This is a genomic window from Burkholderia paludis (assembly GCF_000732615.1).
GTDB classification, from domain to species: domain Bacteria; phylum Pseudomonadota; class Gammaproteobacteria; order Burkholderiales; family Burkholderiaceae; genus Burkholderia; species Burkholderia paludis.
On record NZ_JPGL01000070.1, the window covers coordinates 1 to 21,222 of the forward strand.

Annotated in this window: 21 protein-coding genes; 6 read left to right on the forward strand and 15 right to left on the reverse strand. The window is 69.7% G+C overall.

Annotated elements, in window-relative coordinates:
* Nucleotides 1–271 precede the first annotated feature (271 nt).
* Complete coding sequence (locus tag GQ56_RS0132365; protein WP_031402600.1) at nucleotides 272–1,066, forward strand: aminoglycoside phosphotransferase family protein; 795 nt, start codon at nucleotides 272–274, stop codon at nucleotides 1,064–1,066.
* A 191-nt stretch (nucleotides 1,067–1,257) separates the two neighbouring features.
* On the opposite strand, the gene GQ56_RS0132370 is transcribed toward GQ56_RS0132365, so the two are convergent.
* On the reverse strand, nucleotides 1,258–2,691 hold the full coding sequence (locus tag GQ56_RS0132370; protein WP_031402601.1) for an aldehyde dehydrogenase family protein: 1,434 nt from the start codon (nucleotides 2,689–2,691) through the stop codon (nucleotides 1,258–1,260).
* A 133-nt stretch (nucleotides 2,692–2,824) separates the two neighbouring features.
* Here GQ56_RS0132370 and GQ56_RS0132375 point away from each other — a divergent pair, with 133 nt between their 5' ends.
* Nucleotides 2,825–3,736 carry a LysR family transcriptional regulator gene (locus GQ56_RS0132375; RefSeq protein ID WP_081895005.1) on the forward strand — a complete coding sequence of 304 codons (912 nt, stop codon included), beginning with the start codon at nucleotides 2,825–2,827 and terminating at the stop codon, nucleotides 3,734–3,736.
* 174 nt (nucleotides 3,737–3,910) lie between these two features.
* Here GQ56_RS0132375 and GQ56_RS0132380 read toward each other — a convergent pair whose 3' ends face one another.
* From GQ56_RS0132380 to GQ56_RS0132400, 5 genes are all read right to left on the reverse strand, one after another.
* A complete protein-coding gene (locus GQ56_RS0132380) occupies nucleotides 3,911–4,747 on the reverse strand; it encodes a bifunctional allantoicase/(S)-ureidoglycine aminohydrolase (protein WP_031402603.1) in 837 nt (278 codons plus the stop codon).
* Between the two features lie 1,092 nt (nucleotides 4,748–5,839).
* Nucleotides 5,840–6,277 (reverse strand): hypothetical protein, encoded by a 438-nt coding sequence (locus GQ56_RS0132385; RefSeq protein ID WP_031402604.1) that lies wholly within the window; start codon nucleotides 6,275–6,277, stop codon nucleotides 5,840–5,842.
* Between the two features lie 378 nt (nucleotides 6,278–6,655).
* Nucleotides 6,656–7,315 (reverse strand): methyltransferase family protein, encoded by a 660-nt coding sequence (locus tag GQ56_RS0132390; RefSeq protein ID WP_031402605.1) that lies wholly within the window; start codon nucleotides 7,313–7,315, stop codon nucleotides 6,656–6,658.
* Between the two features lie 162 nt (nucleotides 7,316–7,477).
* Entirely contained in the window at nucleotides 7,478–7,642 is a 165-nt protein-coding gene (locus tag GQ56_RS46135) for a hypothetical protein (RefSeq protein ID WP_162836114.1), read from the reverse strand.
* A gap of 253 nt (nucleotides 7,643–7,895) precedes the next feature.
* A complete protein-coding gene (locus GQ56_RS0132400; protein ID WP_031402606.1) occupies nucleotides 7,896–8,315 on the reverse strand; it encodes an HIT family protein in 420 nt (139 codons plus the stop codon).
* Nucleotides 8,316–8,531: 216 nt separating this feature from the next.
* Here GQ56_RS0132400 and GQ56_RS0132410 point away from each other — a divergent pair, with 216 nt between their 5' ends.
* Entirely contained in the window at nucleotides 8,532–9,944 is a 1,413-nt protein-coding gene (locus GQ56_RS0132410) for a serine hydrolase domain-containing protein (protein WP_031402608.1), read from the forward strand.
* A 79-nt stretch (nucleotides 9,945–10,023) separates the two neighbouring features.
* Here the strand turns inward: GQ56_RS0132410 and GQ56_RS0132415 are convergent, their stop codons facing one another.
* The 6 genes from GQ56_RS0132415 to GQ56_RS0132440 form a co-directional block, all read right to left on the reverse strand.
* On the reverse strand, nucleotides 10,024–10,647 hold the full coding sequence (locus tag GQ56_RS0132415; protein WP_031402609.1) for a glutathione S-transferase family protein: 624 nt from the start codon (nucleotides 10,645–10,647) through the stop codon (nucleotides 10,024–10,026).
* Nucleotides 10,648–10,719: 72 nt separating this feature from the next.
* Complete coding sequence (locus tag GQ56_RS0132420; protein WP_031402610.1) at nucleotides 10,720–12,219, reverse strand: TIGR01777 family oxidoreductase; 1,500 nt, start codon at nucleotides 12,217–12,219, stop codon at nucleotides 10,720–10,722.
* The gene (locus GQ56_RS0132425; protein WP_031402611.1) at nucleotides 12,216–13,082 is read right to left on the reverse strand and encodes a thiol-disulfide oxidoreductase DCC family protein; all 867 of its coding nucleotides are present in this window, start codon (nucleotides 13,080–13,082) and stop codon (nucleotides 12,216–12,218) included. The genes GQ56_RS0132420 and GQ56_RS0132425 overlap by 4 nt, the downstream gene beginning before the upstream one ends.
* 93 nt (nucleotides 13,083–13,175) lie before the next feature.
* Nucleotides 13,176–13,646, reverse strand: a complete 471-nt coding sequence (locus tag GQ56_RS0132430) for a DUF2269 family protein (protein ID WP_031402612.1) — start codon at nucleotides 13,644–13,646, stop codon at nucleotides 13,176–13,178.
* The gene (locus GQ56_RS0132435; protein WP_031402613.1) at nucleotides 13,643–14,950 is read right to left on the reverse strand and encodes an SDR family oxidoreductase; all 1,308 of its coding nucleotides are present in this window, start codon (nucleotides 14,948–14,950) and stop codon (nucleotides 13,643–13,645) included. The genes GQ56_RS0132430 and GQ56_RS0132435 overlap by 4 nt, the downstream gene beginning before the upstream one ends.
* 88 nt (nucleotides 14,951–15,038) lie before the next feature.
* Entirely contained in the window at nucleotides 15,039–15,572 is a 534-nt protein-coding gene (locus GQ56_RS0132440) for a GbsR/MarR family transcriptional regulator (protein WP_011353812.1), read from the reverse strand.
* A gap of 160 nt (nucleotides 15,573–15,732) precedes the next feature.
* Between GQ56_RS0132440 and fabV the strand changes: the two genes are divergently transcribed.
* A complete protein-coding gene (fabV, locus tag GQ56_RS0132445; protein WP_031402614.1) occupies nucleotides 15,733–16,935 on the forward strand; it encodes an enoyl-ACP reductase FabV in 1,203 nt (400 codons plus the stop codon).
* A 49-nt stretch (nucleotides 16,936–16,984) separates the two neighbouring features.
* Here fabV and GQ56_RS0132450 read toward each other — a convergent pair whose 3' ends face one another.
* On the reverse strand, nucleotides 16,985–17,689 hold the full coding sequence (locus tag GQ56_RS0132450; RefSeq protein WP_031402615.1) for an SDR family oxidoreductase: 705 nt from the start codon (nucleotides 17,687–17,689) through the stop codon (nucleotides 16,985–16,987).
* A gap of 339 nt (nucleotides 17,690–18,028) precedes the next feature.
* Here GQ56_RS0132450 and GQ56_RS0132455 point away from each other — a divergent pair, with 339 nt between their 5' ends.
* Nucleotides 18,029–18,613, forward strand: coding sequence for a TetR/AcrR family transcriptional regulator (locus GQ56_RS0132455; RefSeq protein ID WP_031402616.1), 585 nt, complete (start codon nucleotides 18,029–18,031; stop codon nucleotides 18,611–18,613).
* Between the two features lie 33 nt (nucleotides 18,614–18,646).
* Here GQ56_RS0132455 and GQ56_RS0132460 read toward each other — a convergent pair whose 3' ends face one another.
* On the reverse strand, nucleotides 18,647–19,225 hold the full coding sequence (locus GQ56_RS0132460) for a membrane protein (RefSeq protein WP_031402617.1): 579 nt from the start codon (nucleotides 19,223–19,225) through the stop codon (nucleotides 18,647–18,649).
* Between the two features lie 278 nt (nucleotides 19,226–19,503).
* Here GQ56_RS0132460 and GQ56_RS0132465 point away from each other — a divergent pair, with 278 nt between their 5' ends.
* The gene (locus GQ56_RS0132465) at nucleotides 19,504–20,421 is read left to right on the forward strand and encodes a DMT family transporter (protein WP_075123078.1); all 918 of its coding nucleotides are present in this window, start codon (nucleotides 19,504–19,506) and stop codon (nucleotides 20,419–20,421) included.
* Between the two features lie 15 nt (nucleotides 20,422–20,436).
* Here the strand turns inward: GQ56_RS0132465 and GQ56_RS0132470 are convergent, their stop codons facing one another.
* A complete protein-coding gene (locus GQ56_RS0132470) occupies nucleotides 20,437–21,222 on the reverse strand; it encodes a YhfC family intramembrane metalloprotease (RefSeq protein ID WP_031402619.1) in 786 nt (261 codons plus the stop codon).

The following is a 21,222-nucleotide window of genomic DNA, read 5'->3' on the forward strand; positions in this document are numbered from 1 at the left end:
GGTTGCGGGGGTGGGTGGGCGGTCTGGTCGGTCATGTGGGGCTCCTTCTTCAACGCCGCGACGGCCGGCGCGCATCTGGCGTGCCCCGTCACGGAAGGCGCGCATTGTCGAAGGGATAGGCCGAAACCGGAACATTATTTAGCCAAAGTTTGGCAGGCTAAATTTTATTCAGGAAAGGACGGCGAGCCGTTCACGCGAATTGCGCAGGCCCGCGCAACGCCGCCGGGCGAACCGCGCGGCGCCCGATCCGGTTCGCCTGTACCATCGCGTCATGTTCGATCGATACATCGGCCCGTGGGGCCTCGTCCGCGACGGCGACGCGATCCTGACCGCGAGCGGCGGCGTGCTGCCCGTTCTCCGGCACGCGCGGCACGCGATGCTGAAGGTCGCCATCTGCGACGAAGAGCGGCGCGGCAACGCGCTGATGATCTGGTGGAACGGGCAAGGCGCGGCGCAGGTATGGCGGCACGACCGCGACGCGATCCTGCTCGAACGCGCGCAGCCCGCGCCGTCGCTGGCCGGTTACTCGGCATCGGGCCGCGACGACGACGCGATGCGTATCGCATGCGACGTCGTCGCGCGGCTGCATGCGCACCGTGCGCCGGGAGCGCCTGCGCTCGTGCCGCTGCACGACTGGTTCGATGCGCTGCTGTCGGATGCTTCGGCCAACGACGTGCTGCGCCGCGCGGCGACGGTCGCGCGCCAACTGCTGGCCGCGCCGTCCGTCGACGAAGTCGTGCTGCACGGCGACATCCATCACGGCAACATCCTGCATTTCGGCGATCGCGGCTGGCTCGCGATCGACCCGAAAGGGCTGCGCGGCGATCGCGCGTTCGACTACGCGAACCTGTTCTGCAATCCTGCGCACGACATCGCGGCCGATCGCGCGCGCTTCGCGCGGCGCGTCGAGGTCGTGGCCGATGCCGCGCAGCTCGACCGTCGCCGGCTGCTGCGGTGGATTCTGGCGTGGGCGGGCCTGTCGGCCCTGTGGCTGATCGAAGACGGCCTGCCGCCCGATACGCGGCTGGCGGTCGCCCACCACGCCGCGCACGCGCTCGACGCGTAGGCGCGCAACACCGCCGCATTCGCGGGCGGCCCTGCGCCGTGCGCACGCGCCGCATCGCACGCACCGCATGCATCCGTTGCGCCCCGGGGCGCCATCCCCGGCAACGCCTTGTCGCACGGCATGCGATGCGGCATGCCGGGAAACGCAAACGCCCCTGCGGGCATGCAGGGGTGCCGGATCGCCACGCCGGCTCACGCCACCCGGCCGGCGCTCCCGATCAGGGTCTTGGGTTCCAGGTACGCGCTGATGCCCCACCGGCCCATTTCGCGCCCCAGGCCCGAATGCTTGAAACCGCCGAACGGCGCAAGCGGCTCATGCGCCAGCGTATTGACGAGCACGCGGCCGGCGTCGATCCGCAGCGCCACGCGCTCGCAACGCTCCGCGTCCTGGCCCAGCACCACCGCACTCAGGCCGTAGCGCGTGTCGTTGGCAATGGCGATCGCATCGGCATCGTCCTCATAGGGAATGATGGTCAGCACCGGGCCGAAGATTTCCTCCTGTGCGATGCGCATCCGGTTGCTCGCCCGCGAAAAGACCGTGGGTTTCACGTACCACCCGGCGCGCAGGCCGTCGGGCCGCCCCTCACCGCCCGCCAGCAGCACCGCGCCTTCTTCCTGCCCGATACGGATGTAGTCCTGCACGCGTTCCCATTGCTTCGCGCTCACCATCGGCCCGATGTCGGTGCCCGCGTCGCGCGGATCGCCGGAACGGACGTGCGCCACCGCCTGCGTGATCGCCGCTTCGAATTCCGCGAGCCGGCGGCGCGGCACCAGGACGCGCGTACCCGCGATGCACGCCTGGCCGCTGTTGATGAATCCCGCCTGCAGCACGAGCGGCATGACGCTCGCGAAATCCGCATCGTCGAGCACGACCGTGGGCGACTTGCCGCCGAGTTCCAGCGTCACGCGTTTCATCGTGGCCGCGCCCGCGCTCACCAGATGCCGGCCCACCGCGGACGAGCCGGTGAAGGAGATCTTCGCGACATCCGGGCTGCTCGAGATCGCGTCGCCGACCACGTCGCCGCGCCCGTTGACGATGTTGAACACGCCCTTCGGCAAGCCCGCCGCATGCAGCGCCTCGGTCACGATCTGCGTCTGCATCGCGCTCATCTCGCTGGGCTTGATGACCGCGGTGCAGCCGGCCGCCAGCGCGGTGGCGAGCTTGTTGCAGATGAACCCGGCATCGCTGTTCCACGGCGTGATCAGGCCGGCCACGCCGACCGGCGTCATGACCACGCGGGCCGATCCGGCCTGCTCCTCGAACACGAACGATTCCAGCGCGGCGATGGCCTGCCGGATCGCGTCCGCCGGATAGGTCGCCATCCAGCGGCCGCGCACCGTCGGCGCGCCGTATTCGGTCACGATCGCCTGCATCAGGTCGTCCTCCCGCGCGACGACGGCCTCGAGCATGGCCGTGAGCGCGGCGCGGCGCTGTGCCCGCGTGGTGCGCGACCAGCCGGGGAACGCGGCCCGCGCGGCCGCGATCGCCTGCCCGGCGTCCTGCGCGTCGCCTAGGCGGACCTGGCCGATCACCTGCTCGGTGCTCGGGTCGTGCAGGTCGAACCATTCGCTGCCGTGCGGCGTCACGAATGCGCCGTCGATGTAGATCTGTTCGATGCGTTGCATGCTGCGTACTCCTTTGTGCGTATCCGACAAGCTGTCACGACACGCAGTCTAGGAATACGTTACTGTTCTGATAAGCCACCTTATCGCTGATGACTCATCCCGAAAATCAGGACAATCGATGCATCGCACCGGAATGACCGAGCTGGAAGTGGTCCTGGCCGTCGCGCGCCGCAGCAGCTTTCGCGGCGCGGCGCTGGAGCTGGGCATGTCCACGACGGCGGTCAGCAGCGCCGTGGCCGGGCTGGAAGCGCGCCTGAAGGTGCGGCTGTTCAACCGCTCGACCCGCAGCGTGTCGCTGACCGACGCCGGCCAGCGCTACGTGACGCGCATCGCGCCGGCGCTCGCCGAGATCCGGAGCGCCGGCGAGGAGGCCGGCACCGGGTCCGGCCAGCCCAGCGGCACGCTGCGCATCAACGCACCGCAGGGCGCGACGCCGCTCCTGATGGAACCGCTCCTGGTCCCGTATGCGCAGCGCTATCCCGAGGTCCGCATCGACATCGTGAGCGAGTCGCGCATGATCGACATCGTCGCCGAAGGCTACGACGCCGGCATCCGCCTGGCCGAATCCGTGCCGCAGGACATGATCGCCGTGGCGCTCTCGCGCGACATCCGCATGCTGGTGGTTGCGACGCCCGAGTATCTGAAACGTCACGGCACGCCTCGCCATCCGCGCGATCTGCTCGAACATCAAAGCATCGGCATGCGCATGTCCCACGGCGGCATCTATCACTGGGAACTCGAACGCAAGGGACAGAAGCTGCAGATGGATCTGCCCGTGCGGCTCGCGCTCAACGAGTTGGCCGCCATCAAGCAGGCCATCCTGTCCGGGCTGGGCATCGGCTTCATCTCGGAATGGTTCATCGCCGAAGAACTGGAGGCCGGCACCCTGGTGCCGGTGCTCGTACCGTGGTGTCCGTCGTTCGGCGGGCTGCGGCTCTATTACTCGGGCCATCGTTTCGTGCCCGCGCGGTTGCGCGCGCTGATCGACCTGGCGCACGACCTGCGTCTGGCCGATGCGCCGTTGCGCGACCGGCCGGCGGGATGACGCGCGGCGCCCGCGTCTTGCCGGCGCGGGCACGGTCGCCGGTGCGGCCCCGACCGACCGTCGCCGCCCGCCCGGATGCGCCCGCCGTATTGGTCCGGGCAGCGATCCCGGCATGAAGAAAAGCCCGCCGACATTGCGCCGGCGGGCTTTCGCGTTCGACTGCCGGCGCGGCGCTCAGCGCGCCGGGTTCAGCGTCAGGTTCATGTGACGGTTCACGTCCTTGTACAGCAGGTAACGGAAGCGGCCGGGGCCGCCCGAATAGCATGCCTGCGGGCAGAACGCACGCAGCCACATGAAATCGCCCGCCTCGACCTCGACCCAGTCCTGGTTCAGGCGATAGACGGCCTTGCCTTCGAGCACGTACAACCCATGCTCCATCACGTGCGTCTCGGCGAACGGAATCACGCCGCCCGGCTCGAACGTCACGATGTTCACGTGCATGTCGTGGCGCATGTCGCTCATGTCGACGAAGCGCGTCGTCACCCATGCGCCGTTGGTGCCCGGCATCGGGATCGGCTCGACGTCCTGCTCGTTGGTCACGAATGCCTCCGGCAGCGGAATGCCGTCGACGGCCTGGTAATGCTTGCGAACCCAGTGGAAGCGCACCGCCGCATCGCTGACGTTGTGCAGCGTCCAGTCGGCGCCCGGCGGAATGAACGCGTAGCCGCCCGGCTTCAGCGTGTGCTTCGCGCCCTGCAGCGTCAGCTCGGCCTCGCCTTCGACGACGAACAGCACGGCTTCGGCGTTCCTGTCCTGCTCGGGCTTGTCGCTGCCGCCGCCCGGGTTCACTTCGACGATGTATTGCGAGAAGGTTTCGGCGAAACCCGACAGCGGGCGGGCGATCACCCACAGGCGCGTGTTCGTCCAGAACGGCAGCCAGCTCGTGACGATGTCGCGCATCACCCCCTTCGGGATCACCGCGTACGCCTCGGTGAACATCGCGCGATCGGTCAGCAGATCCGTCTGTGGCGGGTGGCCGCCGTGCGGCGCGTAATACGTTGTCTTAGACATGGTGCATCCAGGCAATGGGTTGGGCAGCCCCGGGCGCCAACGGCATCGGGCGGCACGCACACGCGCTGGGCGCGCGGGCGGCGGCGGGACTTCGTTGCCGGGGTGGCTTGAAGGCGCATGCGCCCTCGTTCGGTCGGCCAGGCTTCGCGACGGGGTCTTCCGGCTCATCGAACGCGGCGGCCCCCCTGCTTGCGGGACCGGCGGCCGGGCCGCGCGATCGTGCGGCGAGGCGCGGCTGACGGCACGGTTCGGCTCCGTACACGGGCATCGCCGACGATAGCGAAGTCACCCTCAATCGACCAATTAAATGTTGCGATGGATTCCATTCGATTTCCCACTGCCCGCTGGAACCCGCGATGTGCGGCGAAGGAGCGTGGCGCGGCGGCCTGGCTATCGGGGAAATCCTGACGAATGCGGCCACGCACAGGTGCGCCGGAACGCCGCCATGACGCGATACGGACGACAGCGGCAAGGCAGTTCGCGCACGCGGGTTGCGATCCATCGGGTGACGCGGTCGGGAGAGCACTGACGTGTGCGTGGCGGCAAGCCGCGTCGGTCACGGGCTGCCGTCAGGCCGTCGGACCGTCAAAGCGAAGCGGGAAAGCGAGCTGGGCGCATTGGGCGCATTGGGCGAATCGGGCGAATCGGGCGAATCGGGCGAGTCGGGCGAGTCGGGTGAGTCGGGCGAGTCGGGCGAGTCGGGTGAGCCGGGTGAGCCGGGTGAGCCGGGTGAGCCGGGTGAGCCGGGTGAGCCGGGTGAGCCGGGTGAGCCGGGTGAGCCGGGTGAGCCGGGTGAGCCGAGTGAACCGAGTGAACCGAGTGAGCCGGGCTAACGGCAAATAGCGCCCGCCTGCGCTGCACGGGTGTATTCAGGTGCCACAAGCACTGCGGTCGGAAAGCGGGAAATACGGCGGGAAGGGAGACGGGTCGGGCCGTCGGTCGGTCAGCAGGCAGCGGTGGATGAAGCAGGAAAAGGGGGCGATGTTGCCGGCGACGGCGACCCGGCAGAGCCGCCGGGCCGAATCGCAGGTCGGGGCCGATGCGATCGGCGCGCCGGTGCGCCGGTCGCGCACCGTGCCGCGCCAGCGGCGATCAGTCCCAGTCGCGGCGGTGGCGATGCTTGCGATGACGGTAGCCGCGATCGCCGTGGTCGCGTTCGTACGAGCTGCGCGACAGGTTGCCGCCGAGCGCCGCGCCCGCGCCGCCGCCGACCGCCGCGCCCAGCAGGCCGCCGGTGCGGCCGCCCATCGCGTTGCCTGCCGCGGTGCCCGCGCCGCCGCCGAGCGCGCCGCCGATGATCGCGCCGGTGCGCTCGTGACGATTCGACGTCACCGCGCCACCCGCGCCGCCGCCGATGGCGCCGCCGATCACCGAGCCCGTGCTGCCGCCGAGCGCGCCGCCGACCGCTGCGCCGGCGACCCCGCCGAGCGCGCCGCCAAGCGCGTTGTTCATGTCACCTGCCAAGGCCGGCAGCGCAGTCGCGCCGGTCAGCGCGGCGACGACGAGAGCGGGTGCGATTTTCTTCCACATTCCCGGATTCTTCCTTGTTCGCAATCGGGTTATCGAAGGTCCGCTCGATACGACGATCTGAATCGATCGACGCCGCGCCAGGTGAGGCGCCAAACCGCGGACCCGTTTATTTCAATGAGCTTGCGGCGAAGAATAGCACCGGTCCCGGCTCCTTGCCCCGGACATTCTGGTAACAAGTTGTTTACGAATAACCAACCGTAAACGTCCGTCCGAAAAACCCGGAAACCCGTGCGGGCATTGGCTTTGGCAAGGGCCCGGCCGCACGCGGCGACAGGCCGGCCGCCGGCGCGATCGCGCATTCGGGACACACGTGGCAACACATCGGACATGCGCCGTGAGCGCGCCGAAAGAACGGATTGGAAGAAATGAAGGGAGCGGTCAGTACACGCCGGGAAGCAGGCGCCAGGTCCGCGCGCAGTACGCGTCGTATTCGGCGCCGAATTGCGCGCGCAGCAGCGCCTCCTCGGAGCGGATCCGCGCGACGAGCGGCACCGTCATCGACACGACCAGCAGCACGCCGACGCCCGAGCGGAACGCCAGCGCCCAGCCGAGCGCGTTGACGAGCAGGCCGAGATAGCTTGGATTGCGGACGCGGCGGTAGATGCCGTCGGTCACGAGCGTATGGCCCGGCTGGATCGCGACCAGCCCGCTGAAGCGCTTGCCGAGCACGAATACGGGCCAGATCCGCAGCACGCCGCCCGCGACATACAGCACGACGCCGGTCCAGCGCACCGCGGCGCCGCCGACGGTCCAGAAATCCAGCCGGTCGGTCAGCGCGGGCAGGTACGCGAGCAGGAACCCGCAGACCGCGAACGCCGCGAGCACCCAGCGGTTGTCGCGGTTCTCGCGTTCGCCGCTGCTCAGGTTGCCTTCGGTGAACATCGCGGCGACGGCCATCGCCAGCGTCGCGACCACGACGACGGTCTGCGGCGGGGGCGAGAAGAAAGCGGCGAACCCGCCGCTGCCGAGCACCGCAAGCCCGAGATAGACGAGCGTGGAAATGCCCGACAGGGCTGCGACCTTGCGGGGGACGGTCATGGCGGCCTCGCCGGAATGCGTTCTCCCGTGAGGGAGAGGAACCGCGCACACGCCGCACGCCGCGCGGCGCGCCGCCGTCAAACGGCACGCGAATCCGCGCGATGCGCCGGGCGCAATGCCGCCGCCCCGGCGGTGCAGCCGGGGCCGGGGCCCCGCGCCGGATCAGCGGATGCGGAAGTTGCCGCCGATCCCGACGCTGACGGGCGGCGCGTAATACGCCGGCGCGTAGCCGTAGTAGGCCGGCGCGGGCGCATAGCCGTAAGGCGGCGCGACGTAGCAGCCGGACAGGCCGCCGATCAGGGCAAGCGTGATGAGAAGTCTGGACATGGCTCGATTCCCGGCGCGAAAGACGAATGGCATCTTGCGAAAGCCGCGCCGCCGCGACCTGCGGCGACCGGCACGAAGAGGCGATCCGCCCTTCCTGTCGCTCGATGAAGCAATGCGCCGAGTCTAGCGCCGGGCTTGCACGGCCGAGTTTCCCGGGCGGTTACACGTGTTACCCCGCATGACCGCTGAAACAGCCGGCGGCGCCGCGACGCCCGGCCGGCGGGCCGCCGTCGCGCCGCGCGCCGTCGACGCGTTACACGAAATGCGCGCGAATGCGCTGCGCGAGCGCTTCGAGCGTCGCCGCGTCGGCGATCTCGCGCGCATGCATCCGCAACTCGGCGCCTTCCCGGCGCGGAATCACGTGGAAATGCACGTGCGGGACCGTCTGGCCGGCTGCCGCGCCGTTGAACTGGCCGATGAACACGCCGTCCGGCTCGAACGCGGCGCGCACCGCCGCCGCGACGCGCTGCGTCATGCGGATGCCGGCCGCCGCCCCGTCGGCGGACAGGTCGAAAATCTGCGCGGCCGGCTCCTTCGGAATCACGAGCACGTGGCCGTCGGCCTGCGGCATCAGGTCCATGATCGCGAGGGTTGCGTCGTCTTCCGCAACCTTCACGCACGGCAGTTCGCCGCGCAGGATTTTTGCGAACGGATTGTTGTTGTCGTAGGACATGGCGTTTTCCGATAACGGTTTGACTGGGAGAGCAATGCCGGACGATTATCGGCCGACGGCCCGTGCAGTTTCAACCCGTTCGCTGCACGACAACGTGCCGATCGCCACGCGGCGGCCGGTCGCCACGCGTCACGACGTCGCGATTGCAACGCGGCGCCCGAACCTGCGACACTGCCTGATCGTTGCCGGCCGGCACGCCACCGAGGACGCTCGCGCATGACGATCTCCCTCAAGAAGCTGATCCTGCGCGGCACTGCGCTCGCGCTCGTCGCAGGTGCCGGCTACGCGGGCTACATGCTGTCCCGGCTCGCGCCGATCGCGACCGGCTATGCGGCCAAGGCGCTGTGTTCCGGCGTGTACGTGTCTGGCCGCCCGGCCGCGTCCGTGATCGACGTCGACATCATGGCCGGCGTGCATCCGCTGCTGAAGCTGGTACGCCCGTCGCTCGATCCCGGCCGCCATCGCGCAGTGGCGACCTTCGCCGGCTTCGCCGAGCGCGAAGCCGAGTTCCGGCCCGGGCTCGGCTGCACGCTCGTGCCCGGACCGCCGTCGAGCACGTCGCAGGCCGCGCTGCCGGCTGCCTTGCCGCCCCTCCCCGATCCGCCGCCCGCGCAGCCGGCACCGGCGGCGGCGCCCGCCGGCATCGATGCCGCCAGGCTGCGGAGCGCGCTCGACCGCGCGTTCGACGAACCCGATCCGGCACGGCCGCGACGCACGCGCGCGGTCGTGGTGATGTGGCGCGGCCAGGTGATCGCCGAACGCTATGCGCCCGGCTTCACGGCCGATACGCCGCTGCCCGGCTGGTCGATGACGAAGACCGTGACGGCCGCGCTGGTCGGCACGCTCGTCGCGCAGCACCGGCTGTCGCCCGACACCGCGGCGCTGCTGCCCGAATGGCGCGGCGGCGGCGATCCGCGCGCGGCCATCACGCTCGACGAGCTGCTGCGGATGACGAGCGGCCTGCAATTCAACGAGGACTACGACGACCCGCTGTCCGACGTGGCCGTGATGCTGTTCACGCAGCCCGATACCGCGCGGTTCGCGTCGGCGAAGCCGCTCGCCGCGGCGCCCGGCACACGGTGGGACTACTCGAGCGGCACGAGCGCGATCGTCGCGCGCGTGATGCGCGAAGCGCTGGGCGGCAGCGAGGACGACTACCTCGCGTTTCCGCGCCGCGCGCTGTTCGCGCCGCTCGGGATGCGCAGCGCGGTCTTCGAGCCCGACGCGTCCGGCACGTTCGTCAGCCCGTCTTACCTGTATGCGAGCGCGCGCGACTGGGCGCGCTTCGGGCAGTTGCTGCTGCAGGACGGCGTGTGGAACGGCCAGCGGCTGCTGCCCGAGGGGTGGGTGCGCTACCTGACGCGCGCGACGCCGCAGTCGTCGGACCAGGCGTACGGTGCGCAGTTATGGGTCAAGGTGCCGGAGCCGTTCAACGATCGCGATCCGCATGCGGTCGCGATGCCGGCCGACGCGTTTCATGCGATCGGCCATGAGGGCCAGTTCGTGAGCGTGGTGCCGAGCCGGCAACTGGTGGTCGTGCGGCTCGGGCTGTCGAGGCCGGAATCCGCGTGGAACCACGAGGCGTTCCTCGCACGCGTGCTCGCGGCGGTGCCGGCGGCCGGCGCGTGACGACGGCGCGCCCTCGCGCGCCGGCCGCGCTGCTGCTGCCGTGGCAACGCCGGCCGCGCCGCGCGCGGCCGGCGGCGTGTCACGGGTTCGCGCTGCCCGCGTACCGCTTGAAGCCCTCGCGCGTCGCGAGACGTTCGATATAGCGCGACACCGCAGGGAACTCCGGATGCTCGAACGGCGTGCCGAACCAGCGGTTCACCGACAGGCCGATCGGGATGTCCGCGAGCGTGAAGGTGGCGCCGGCCACGAACGCGCCGGTCGCCTCGAGCTGCGCATTCAGCACGCGCATGTGCTTCGTCCAGCCCGCGATCGACTGCGCGATACCGGCCGGATCCTGGTGATCGGGCGATTTCCGCACGAGGCCGAGAAACGCGCCGACCCACGAGCGGTTCAGGTCCGAACCCTGCCAGTCGATCCATTGATCGACCCGTGCGCGCGCCTGCGGCTCGGCCGGATACAGCGCGTCGCCGCCATGACGGTTCGCGAGATAGCGGATGATCGTGTTCGATTCCCAGAGCACGAAATCGTCGTCCTTGATGACGGGCACGAGACCGTTCGGGTTCAGCGCGAGATAGGCCGGATCGTCGGTCGCGCGAAAGCCCGCGCCCCAGTCTTCCTGTTCGAACGGCAGGTCCAGCTCGGTGCACAGCCACAGCACCTTGCGGACGTTGATGGACGGGATCTTGCCGAGGATGCGCAGCATGCAGTCTCCTTGTTGGGTCGGATGCGGAACGCCCGGGACGCACGACGGCGCCCGGGCGGATTCACGCCGAATTTATACACGACCGCGCGGGAAACGGCATGCCGTGCGCGGAAAATCCGCATGCGGCCGATTCGTCAGGTCGCGCAGCGCGTGCTCGGCCGTCGGGAAGCGGAACATGAACCCGTCCTGATGCAGCCGCGCGGGCATCACGCGCTGGCCGTCCAGCAGCAGCTCGGCCATCTCGCCCATCGCGTAACGCAGCGGCGCGGCCGGCACGTGCAGCCAGGCGGGACGGCGCAGCACCTTCGTCACGACCTGCACGAACTCGCGCTGGGTCAACGGCGCCGGCGCGACCGCGTTGTAGACGCCGCGCATGCCCGGGTTCGACATCGCGCGCGCGACGATGCGCAGCACGTCGTCCCGGTGGATCCAGCTCATCGCCTGCGCGCCGTCGCCGAAGCGCCCGCCCATGCCGAAGTAATGCGGCAGCAGCATCGAGCGCAACGCGCCGCCGGGGCCGAACACGAGGCCCAGCCGCAGCACCACCGTGCGCACCCCGTGGCGCTCGAGCGGCTGCGCGGACTGCTCCCACTGCCGGCACAGCTCGGCCATGAAGCCGGTGCCGGCACGGCTGCCTTCGTCGAGCCGCTCGTCGGCCGGACGCACGCCGTAGTAGCCGATCGCCGATGCCTGGACCCACGTGCGCGGCTTGACCTCGGCGGTCTCGACCCAGCGCATCAGCGACTCGGTCACGCCGACGCGGCTGGCGAGCAGCAGCGCCTGCCGGCGCTTGCTCCAGCGCCCGCCCAGCACCGGCGCCCCCGCGAGATTGATGACCGTGTCGAAACGCTCGTGCGGCTGCAACTGTTCGATCGCCGTGACGCTGCGCACGCGGCCATGGAACAGGTAGGCCGCGCGCAGCGGATCGCGCGCCAGCAGCGTCACCGCATGCCCCGCATCGAGCAGCGAACTCACGAGGGTTTCGCCGATGAAGCCGGTCCCGCCGGTCACGAGCACGTTGCCCGGCGGCTGACCCGCGAACGGATTGGCGGCCGGCGCGCGTCGTGCGATCCGGCACGCCGCCATGCCGTCGCGGACTCCCGACACCGTCACGCCGACGGCGAACAGGCTGAGCACCCAGCCGCGCCAGCCAAGGTCGATCGCCTGCAACGCGGTCGGCTCGTGCGCCCACGCGGCCAGTTGCATCGCGATCATCCCGAACAGCGCGCCGCCGTTGACGGCCAGCAGCGTGTGCAGCACGCGCTCGGTGGCCGGCAGCTTGCGGCTTTGGTCCTCGACGACGAAATCCCACAACGTCAGCACCACTTCGACGACCACCACCGCCGCGATGGCCGCGACCCAGGCGCCGTGAAAGGCCACGTTCGCGATCGACGCGAACACGAGGCCGTACAGCACGGAACGCACTGCGTGAATCGCCAGCTCGAGCCGCGCGCGCGGGCTGTGCGGCAGGTCCTGCGTGAGCTCATGGTGATAGAGCGTATCGAATGCGCCCATCGCGCCCTGCACGATCAGCAGGTTGAGCGCCCAGTCGAAAGCAGGCAAGGTGTTCATACGGTGTCCCTCCTCCACAGCCAGACGAGCGGCGGCACCATCGCGACGAGTGCCGCCGCGTCGACCGCCACGTGGCCCCATACGCGGGCCTCCAATGAAAACAGGATGTCCTGCGGCGCCCAGATCAGCAGGCCGGCCAGCAGCCATCCCCACACTTCGCGCCGGCGCAGCCGGTTGCCGAGGTGGACGAGCGCCAGCATCCAGACCGACGCGCACTGCACCGTCGCGCCGATCAGCGACATCCACCAGATCTGCTGGGCACGCGCAGGCTCGGGCGCCGCGCCCGCCCAGAAATGCAGCTCGACGACGCGGTGATAGCCGTCGAGCCACGGCGCGCCGGCCACCCACGGAACGACCATGCCGACCAGCAGGTGCGCGATCGCGGCGCAGAACATCCAGCTCACCACGAGGCGGCGCGCGCGGTCGTACGCCGGACGATCCGCCGTACGCCCGGCGGCGCGGTCGCTGCCGCACGCCGCGCCGGCGCACGCCGCGTCGGCGTGGTAGCCGAGCCAGCGCGATACCGTATGCCGGTCGCGCGCGAGGCGGCGATACAGCGGCGTCAGCGCGCGGCGCACGACCGGTACGCGAAGCGGCCAGACGCGCCAGCCCCCTCCGGCCAGCGTATAGGCGGCCAGGATGCTGTCCACGCCGGTCAGCATGCGTCCGTCGGGCAGGCGCGCGTGCAGCTCGCGGTTCAGCGCGGACAGCTCGACGCCCAGCGGCGCGGGATCGAAGCCCGGCTCGGCGATATCGACGAACGCCAGCCGGCGCCGCGCATCCCGGGCCCCGAGACGCCGTATTTCCGCGGCGCATAACGGACATCGTCCGTCGAAGTACAGCACCAGTTCACTTGATCCCATGATTCGTACTCCTTTTCGTTATCGCCCGCATCGTGGATCGACCGGCGGCCTTCCGATGCGCCGCACCGCCGCGCCCGCGCGGCGGCGCCGCACCTACATCGGCTTGAGCACCATCAGGAAATACACGCTCAGCATCGCGACGAACGCCGGATAGCCGAGCAGCTCCCAGCGCTTCGCGTAGCGCCAGTAGCGCTCTGGCAACGCGGCGGCGCCGTTCGCGTGAGCGAGCTTCGCCATCGCGGCCAGTTCGACCTGCAGCCACACGACCGGCAGCCAGCATGCGCCGGCGATCGCATACAGCACGATCGACGCGAGCAGCCACGGCGTCTGCCACGGCCAGCCGGCCGTGTGCGCGAGCCACAACCCCGAGGCGGGCTGGAAGATCACGGCCGGCGTCGTGAACCACCAGTCCGCGCGCACCACGAGCCGCGACACGGCCGCGATCGCGGGCACCGAGCGCGTGCGGTTCGCGAAGAACAGGTAGAACGCGGTGCCGAACCCCGTGCCGACCAGCAGCACCGAGGACAGGATGTGAAGCGCCTTGACGACGAGATAGGTATTCATGCGTGTTCTTCCTCGGAAAACAGGATCAGCAGGATGGCGAGAATCGGCACGTTCTTGAGCACGGGGCCGAACGGTTCGGCCAGCAGGCCGGGCATCGTGACCGCGATGACGGCCGAATACGCGACGATCAGCGCCGCCTGCGCCGCCCACAGGCGCCGCGACGGCGCGGCGACGGTCGCGACGCCGAACGCGAAATCCAGCGCGCTCGCCGCGTAGAGCGCGATCAGCGCGGGCAGCCCCGTCAGGTGTGCCGGGGCGAGCAATGCCAGGCTCGCGTGCAGCGGATGGACGAACGCGCTGGCGACGGCCGTCCAGATCCAGACGATCGCGAGCGCGCCGCGCAGCAGCGGACGACGCCACCTCGCGAGCGCGTCGCGACGCAGCGCAACCGCGTCCGCGCCGATGAAGCCGTCGATGCCGCGCGGCGGCCGGCCGAGCAGGGCCGTGACGGCCGCCGGATCGCCGGTGTTCCCGGCGCGCAGCATCGCCCACGTGTCGCGCGTGAACATCGCGCCCGGCAGCGTGCCGAGCAACGCGGCCGCCGCGCCAGCGAGCGGGCCCGGCAGCGTCACGCGGACGGCCGGCGGAAAGCCCAGCGCGGCGCGATAACGGGCCAGCATCCCGCGATAGTCGACTTCGTCGTTGCCGACGACGTCGATCACCGGAGAGCCGCCGGCCGGCGCGTCGACGCACCGCGCCACGGCTTCGGCGAGATCGTCGACGTGCACGGGGCGCAGCCGCTGGCGGCCGCCCGCCGGCAGGACCTGCACGGGCAGGCTCGCGAGCATCCGGAAAAAGCCCGCCGACGCGCCGGACTCGCCGTACACGAGCGCGGGACGCACGATCCGGAACTCGATCGGCAGCGTCTGCAGGAAGCGGTCGGCCGCGTACTTGCTGGCGAAGTAGCGCGTATCGCCACGCTCGGCGCCGAGTGCCGAGATCTGGATCACGCGCCGCACGCCCACCCGGCAGCACGCGGCGAACAGCGCGCACGGCGCGGCGCGATGCACGGCGTCGAGGGTCGCGCCGCGCCGGTCGGCCAGGATGCCGACCGCATTGATCACCACGTCGACGCCGGCCAGCCGCGCCAGCCACGCGTCGGGCTCGACGTCCGTCGCGAAATCGATCCCGACGTCGCGCGGGCCGACCGCATGGCGCACGCCGCGCAGCACGCGATGGCCGCCGGCTTCGAGCCGCGCGCACAGTGCCCGCCCGATGAAGCCGTTCGCGCCGCACACGAGCACGGTCATGCCGTGCGCCCCGGTGCGTGCGGGCGGGCAGGTCAACGGCCGGATTGCGTTCATCTTCATCCTTTATTTACAGTTATTTCTGTAATGACAGAAATAAAGACCCCAAAAAAAGCGGGCTGCCTGCCCGCACTGCGCGCCCCGCTTACTTCGACGGCTTGCGCCTGACCGTCTGGCTGATCTTCGCGCCGATGCCGAGCGCCTTCATCAGCGTATCGGGCTTGAGCCGCAGCATCTCGTCCGACCAGGTCGTGAGCGTCTCGACGAACTGCAGGGTGTCGCGGATGCGCTGCTCGGTTTCGCGGCTCTCGTTCGCGATCTCCGGATTCGTCAGGCAATCGCGCAGCACCGTGAGCGTCGGTTCGATCTCGCGCTGCCGCCGCCCTTCGACGATCAGCTTGAACAGTTCCCAGATGTCGGTCGACGTCTCGAAATGGTCGCGGCGATCGCCCAGCACGTGCACGACCTTCGCCAGCCGCCACGCCTGCAGTTCCTTCAGGCTCGTGCTGACGTTGGAGCGCGCGACGTTGAGCGTCTCGGCGATCTCGTCGGCCGCGATCGGCCGGCCGGCCAGATACAGCAGCGCGTGAATCTGCGAGACGGTGCGGTTGACGCCCCACCGCGAGCCCATTTCGCCCCAGTGGAGAATGAATCGTTCGGCAATCGGTGTGAGTTCCATGCCGTGAAATTTAGGCATTTCAGTTATTTCTGTCAAGAGAGAAATAACCGGGTGAACCGGTACCGTCCGGCCGCGCCCGCCCTCAATCGGCCGCTTCCTTTACAATGCGCGGGATTTTCCCGAATTCAGGCCGTACCCGCCTTTCTGACTAGAGGTTTCCATGATCATCAAACCGCGCGTGCGTGGCTTCATCTGCGTGACGACTCATCCGGTCGGTTGCGAAGCCAACGTCAAGGAACAGATCGACTACGTCACTTCGCACGGCCCGATCGCCAATGGCCCGAAAAAGGTGCTCGTGATCGGCGCGTCGACCGGCTACGGCCTCGCAGCCCGGATCTCGGCCGCGTTCGGCTCGGGCGCGGACACGCTCGGCGTGTTCTTCGAGCGCGCAGGCAGCGAATCGAAGCCCGGCACGGCCGGCTGGTACAACACCGCTGCGTTCGAGAAATTCGCCGCCGAACAGGGGCGCTATGCGCGCAGCATCAACGGCGACGCGTTCTCCGACCAGGTCAAGCAAGTCACGATCGACACCATCCGAAAGGATCTCGGCAAGGTCGATCTCGTCGTCTACAGCCTCGCGGCGCCGCGCCGCACGCATCCGAAGACGGGCGAAACCATCAGCTCGACGCTCAAGCCGATCGGCAAGACGGTGTCGTTCCGCGGCCTGGACACCGACAAGGAAGTGATCCGCGAGGTCACGCTCGAACCGGCCACGCAGGAAGAGATCGACGGCACCGTCGCGGTGATGGGCGGCGAGGACTGGCAGATGTGGATCGACGCGCTGGATGAAGCCGGCGTGCTGGCCGACGGCGCGAAGACCACCGCGTTCACGTATCTCGGCGAACAGATCACGCACGACATCTACTGGAACGGCTCGATCGGCGAAGCGAAGAAGGATCTCGACAAGAAAGTGCTGTCGATCCGCGAAAAGCTGGCCGCGCACGGCGGCGATGCACGCGTGTCGGTGCTGAAGGCCGTCGTCACGCAGGCAAGCTCGGCGATCCCGATGATGCCGCTGTACCTGTCGCTGCTGTTCAAGACGATGAAGGAAACCGGCACGCACGAAGGCTGCATCGAGCAGGTGTACGGCCTGTTCAAGGACAGCCTGTACGGCGCGACGCCGCACCTCGACGCGGACGGCCGCCTGCGCGCCGACTACAAGGAACTCGACCCGCAGGTGCAGGCGAAGGTCGTCGCGCAGTGGAACCACGTGACGAACGACAACCTGTACGAACTGACCGACTTCACCGGCTACAAGACCGACTTCCTGCGGCTGTTCGGCTTCGAGATCGCCGGCGTCGACTACGACGCGGACGTGAACCCGGACGTGAAGATCCCCGGCATCGTCGACACCACGGCCTGACGGCCCGGCCCGCCGCGTCGCGCGCGGCGGGCTCGCCCGCCCGGCGGCGTCAGCGCGGCGCCGGCGCTTCCAGATACACGCCCGACGACAGCGCGGCCTTCACCTGCCGCGTGAACTCGTCGGTCGACACCTCTTCCTCCCCCGCTTCGATGGCGTCGTACGCCTGGCGCACGACGTCGGCCGGCGCGGCCTTCGGCACGTCGAAGCCCGCCGTCAGGTCGGTATCGATGAAGCCGGCATGCAGCCCGACGACCTGCGTGCGCTGCTCGCGCAGCGACTGCCGTAGCCCGTTGGTCAGCGCCCACGCAGCCGATTTCGACACGCCGTAGCCCGACAGCAGCGGCCGGTTCACCCAGCTCGCGACGGACAGGATGTTCAGGATCGCGCCGCCGCCGTTGTCGGCGAGGGTGCCCGCGAAGGCGCGCGACATCGCCAGCATCCCGAACACGTTGGTCTCCAGGTGATCGCGCAGCGTCTCGGCCGCGCCGTCGTCCGTCAGGCTGCCGAGCCGCGCGATGCCCGCGTTGTTGATCAGCAGCGTGACGTCGCGCGCCGCGTCGGCCGCCGCGGCGATCGCCGCCGGATGGGTCACGTCGAGCTTCACGGGCACGACGCCCGGCAGCGTCACCGCGGCCGGATCGCGCGCCGCCGCATAGACCTTGCGCGCGCCCCTCGCCAGCGCCTGCTTCGCAAACTCGCGCCCGAGCCCGCGATTCGCGCCCGTGACGAACACCACTGCACCTTCGATCTTCATGATCGTTCCTTTCGCATGATGAATCGCATGCGCGCCGGCTCGCCGCGCGTGAGATCCGGTGGAAACACAGGCTGCCCTTGCGTACCGAATCGCGGCGCCCCCGCCGGCAGACGGCGAGCCGTCCGCTGCCCATCGCCCGGCGGCGCCAAAGACGCCGATCGATTGCCATCTCGCGTGCCGCCGGGGCTTCGCACCGCGCGCCGGGTCGGCTACACTCGATATCAATGTCGATCACCATTGTCTTTGCGTGGCATTGTGTTCGCGCCGAACAGGCATGTCAATGGTGATCGACATTGTGTTTTTCGATCGACGCGATCGCAAACAATCAGGGAGAGATCGATGGGCGTTTCAAGACAACAGGCCGCCGAGAACCGGAGCGCGATCGTCGCGGCCGCCGAACGGCTGTTCCGCGTGCACGGGGTCGACGCCGTGGGGCTGACGGAGTTGATGAAGGCCGCGGGCTTCACGCAGGGCGGCTTCTACAACCACTTCAAGTCGAAGGACGCGCTGGTCGCCGCGGTGCTGGAGAAGGCGATGCAGGACCGTGCGGATTCGCCGAATACCGACAGTCTCGATACGCTCGCGGCCGTGTATCTGTCGGCCGCGCATCGCGACAACGTCGAGGCCGGCTGCCCGTTGTCCGGTTTCGCGGGCGACGCGCCGCGGCTGAACGATGCGGCGCGCGCGTGCTACGCGCACGGCCTCGCCGCCTATCTCGGCCGGATGGAACGGATGGTGGCCACGGAAGGCGCGGACCCGGCGCAAACGCGTCGCGACACGCTCGCCGCCTTCAGCCAGATGGTCGGCGCGCTCGTGCTGTCGCGCGCGGTGGCCGGCGCCGATCCCGCGCTGGCCGACGCGATCCTCGATGCAGGGCGGGACTCGCTCGCCGCCGGACGCGGCGATCCGGTCGCGCCGGCATGACGGCGCACGCGGCCGCGCGTCAAGCCTGCCGCGCTATTCGACGGCCCGCGCGGCATCCCATAGCGGCTGCCCGCCCAGCGCCGCATGCCACGCGTCGAAACGCGTGCGCCACGATTCGAACGGCTCTGCCAGCGGACGGCGCGGATCGCCGCTGAGCGAATACGCCATCCCCTCGATCAGCCAGCGCGGCTTCGTCGCGACGGCCAGGTTGCCGAGCGCCTCCGCCTGACGATGATGGATCAGCTCGTGTGCGAGAAAGTAGGTCTGCCAGCCGCGCGGCGCGACGACCACGCCGAAACTCCCGAGCGTCAGCGCCGCGCGCGTGCCGACGCCGAATGCATCGGCGCACGCACGGGTCGAACAGAACACGACGCGCGGCGCCTCGCGGAACGCGCCGACGGCCGACGCCGCGCGCGCATAGCCGTCGAGATAGAGCCGCCGCGCATCGTCGAGCCTCGCGACATCGTCCGTGCAGATGTCCGCGCTCGGGCACGACACGCCGTGAACCAGTGCGGGCGCGACGACGCGCAGCGGCTTGACGAGCGCATACGCGGCAATCGGCAGCGCGACGAGCAGGCCCGTGAGGGCAAAGGCGACGTGGGAGCGTTTCATCGAGGCGGCGGTTCCGGTGCGTTCGGTTCGGGTCTTCCTGCGCCAATATATCGGACCGGCAGCGATGCCGGCCCCGTTTTCAGGTCCGGCGGTGCGGTGCACGCGGCGGGGCATGCCCCGGCGCATGTGGCCGCGTTTCACCCGCCCTGCGCAAACAAAGACTTTTTACGACTTAATAGCGCATGAATAATATATTGGACGGATAACCTGGCACACCGCATCCTTGCCCCTGACGGCTCGCGACGACACGCTCGACGGCCGCACGGCAAGGACAGGACATGAACAGGAACGAACGGCTCAACGGCATTTGCCATGGATTGCTCGCGGCGCTCATCTGGGGCGGCTTTCCGGTCGTCACGCGCCTCGGCGTCACGCACGCGACACTCGACGCATACGACATCGCATTCATCCGCTTCGCCATATCGGGCACGCTGCTGCTGCCCGTCCTGCTGCGCTACGGCCTCGGCACGCTGCGCCCGGCAACGGTCGCGCTGATGATGACCGGCGCCGGCGCGCCCTACATCCTGACCGTCGCGGCGGCGTTGAGCCGCGCGCCGGTCGGCTACTTCGCGCTGACACCCGGCAGCATGATCGCGTTCACCGCGATCCTCGGCCGGCAAGTCACGCACGAGCGGCTGAGCGCCGCGCAGGTTGGCGGGATCGTCGCGATCCTGGGCGGCATCGCACTGACCGCATCCGACGCGATGCGCGACGCGATCGGGCTGCCGGCCCTCGCGCTGTTCGTGCTCGGCGGCCTGCTGTGGGCCGTCTACAACGTCACGGCGAAACGCGCCGCCACCGGCGCGCTGCACACGACGGCCGTCGTGTCGGTCGGCTCCGCCGTGCTCTACTGCCCGCTTTATCTGGCCGCACGCGGAGGCGCGATACTGCACGCGCCGGCCGGAGCGATCGCCACGCAGGCGATCTATCAGGGTGTGCTGATGTCGGTGCTGGCCCTCTACTGCTTCAGCCAGGCCGTCGTCGCGCTCGGCCCGGCGATCGGCGCGACCTTCGGCGCGCTGATGCCGCTCCTCGCCACGCTCGAGGCTGTGCTGCTGCTCGACGAACGGCCGCACGCGCCGGCGCTGGCCGGCATCGCGATCGTCACGGCCGGCATGGTCCTGAGCCTCGCCGGCCGATGGCGAACGGCGGCGCGACCGGCCCTGCAGCGACCGAACCCCACCGCGCACGGCTGAAACGGGCGCCGCGCGTCACACGGCGCGCCCCGTGCCCGTGGCGCCGGCCTCCGCCCCGCGGCGGCTCCAGCGCACCGCGAGCCACAGCAGCGCGGCGCTGCACACGAACAGGATCGCCTCGACCCGTACCGTATCGACATGCCAGTGCCGCGTCAGCAACACGACGGCGAGGTCGAACACGAAGTGGATCGCGATCGCATAGGCGAGCCAGCGCTTCTTGCCGCGCACGAACGCCTGCAGCACGATCAGCGACAGCCCGACGTGCGCGGCCAGCGCGCTCGCGCGTTCGAGCAGCGCGAGAAACGGCGTCGCGGGCGTCATCCCCGCTAGCTGCGCGCCGATCACGGCCTGCACGCCTTCGGGCACGACGACGCCCGCTTGCGCCAGCAGATAACCCGTGCCGAGCGCGAGAAAGCCGACGCCGACCAGCAGCATCGCCTCCATCCCGCCGTGCCCGAGGCCGAGCATCACGGCAGTCGACGTGTCGTGCCGCTTCGGCAGCAGATACCGGAAAGCGACCCAGCGGCCGACTTCCTCGAAGAGCCCGGCCGTCAGCGCCGTGAGCACCAGCATCGGCAGATGCCGGTGCGAATGATGAGCGAACCAGCGGGTCAGCGGGATCTGCCACGACAAGCGCAATACCGGCTGGAACACGAAGAAGGTCAGCATGCCGTAGAAAAACACGCGCCACGGCACGTGCGTGCGGCGTCGCCATGCGGCCGCCAGCAACGCGGGCGCGAACAGCGCGACGACGCCGGCCGCGAGCGTGAGCAACAGGATCGCGGGGGCGACGGGATGCAT

Bases quoted from the DNA above. Each gene is read 5' to 3' on its own strand.
- GQ56_RS46135 (WP_162836114.1), bottom strand. From the start codon at position 7,642: ATGTCCAGACTTCTCATCACGCTTGCCCTGATCGGCGGCCTGTCCGGC.
- GQ56_RS0132415 (WP_031402609.1), bottom strand. From the start codon at position 10,647: ATGCTGCGCATCCTCGGCAAGATCCCGTCCATCAACGTCCGCAAGGTG.
- GQ56_RS0132385 (WP_031402604.1), bottom strand. From the start codon at position 6,277: ATGTGGAAGAAAATCGCACCCGCTCTCGTCGTCGCCGCGCTGACCGGC.
- GQ56_RS0132440 (WP_011353812.1), bottom strand. From the start codon at position 15,572: ATGGAACTCACACCGATTGCCGAACGATTCATTCTCCACTGGGGCGAA.
- GQ56_RS0132425 (WP_031402611.1), bottom strand. From the start codon at position 13,082: ATGGGATCAAGTGAACTGGTGCTGTACTTCGACGGACGATGTCCGTTA.
- GQ56_RS0132430 (WP_031402612.1), bottom strand. From the start codon at position 13,646: ATGAATACCTATCTCGTCGTCAAGGCGCTTCACATCCTGTCCTCGGTG.
- GQ56_RS0132390 (WP_031402605.1), bottom strand. From the start codon at position 7,315: ATGACCGTCCCCCGCAAGGTCGCAGCCCTGTCGGGCATTTCCACGCTC.
- GQ56_RS0132400 (WP_031402606.1), bottom strand. From the start codon at position 8,315: ATGTCCTACGACAACAACAATCCGTTCGCAAAAATCCTGCGCGGCGAA.
- fabV (WP_031402614.1), top strand. From the start codon at position 15,733: ATGATCATCAAACCGCGCGTGCGTGGCTTCATCTGCGTGACGACTCAT.
- GQ56_RS0132420 (WP_031402610.1), bottom strand. From the start codon at position 12,219: ATGAACACCTTGCCTGCTTTCGACTGGGCGCTCAACCTGCTGATCGTG.
- GQ56_RS0132375 (WP_081895005.1), top strand. From the start codon at position 2,825: ATGACCGAGCTGGAAGTGGTCCTGGCCGTCGCGCGCCGCAGCAGCTTT.
- GQ56_RS0132470 (WP_031402619.1), bottom strand. From the start codon at position 21,222: ATGCATCCCGTCGCCCCCGCGATCCTGTTGCTCACGCTCGCGGCCGGC.
- GQ56_RS0132380 (WP_031402603.1), bottom strand. From the start codon at position 4,747: ATGTCTAAGACAACGTATTACGCGCCGCACGGCGGCCACCCGCCACAG.
- GQ56_RS0132450 (WP_031402615.1), bottom strand. From the start codon at position 17,689: ATGAAGATCGAAGGTGCAGTGGTGTTCGTCACGGGCGCGAATCGCGGG.
- GQ56_RS0132435 (WP_031402613.1), bottom strand. From the start codon at position 14,950: ATGAACGCAATCCGGCCGTTGACCTGCCCGCCCGCACGCACCGGGGCG.
- GQ56_RS0132455 (WP_031402616.1), top strand. From the start codon at position 18,029: ATGGGCGTTTCAAGACAACAGGCCGCCGAGAACCGGAGCGCGATCGTC.
- GQ56_RS0132370 (WP_031402601.1), bottom strand. From the start codon at position 2,691: ATGCAACGCATCGAACAGATCTACATCGACGGCGCATTCGTGACGCCG.
- GQ56_RS0132465 (WP_075123078.1), top strand. From the start codon at position 19,504: ATGAACAGGAACGAACGGCTCAACGGCATTTGCCATGGATTGCTCGCG.
- GQ56_RS0132365 (WP_031402600.1), top strand. From the start codon at position 272: ATGTTCGATCGATACATCGGCCCGTGGGGCCTCGTCCGCGACGGCGAC.
- GQ56_RS0132460 (WP_031402617.1), bottom strand. From the start codon at position 19,225: ATGAAACGCTCCCACGTCGCCTTTGCCCTCACGGGCCTGCTCGTCGCG.
- GQ56_RS0132410 (WP_031402608.1), top strand. From the start codon at position 8,532: ATGACGATCTCCCTCAAGAAGCTGATCCTGCGCGGCACTGCGCTCGCG.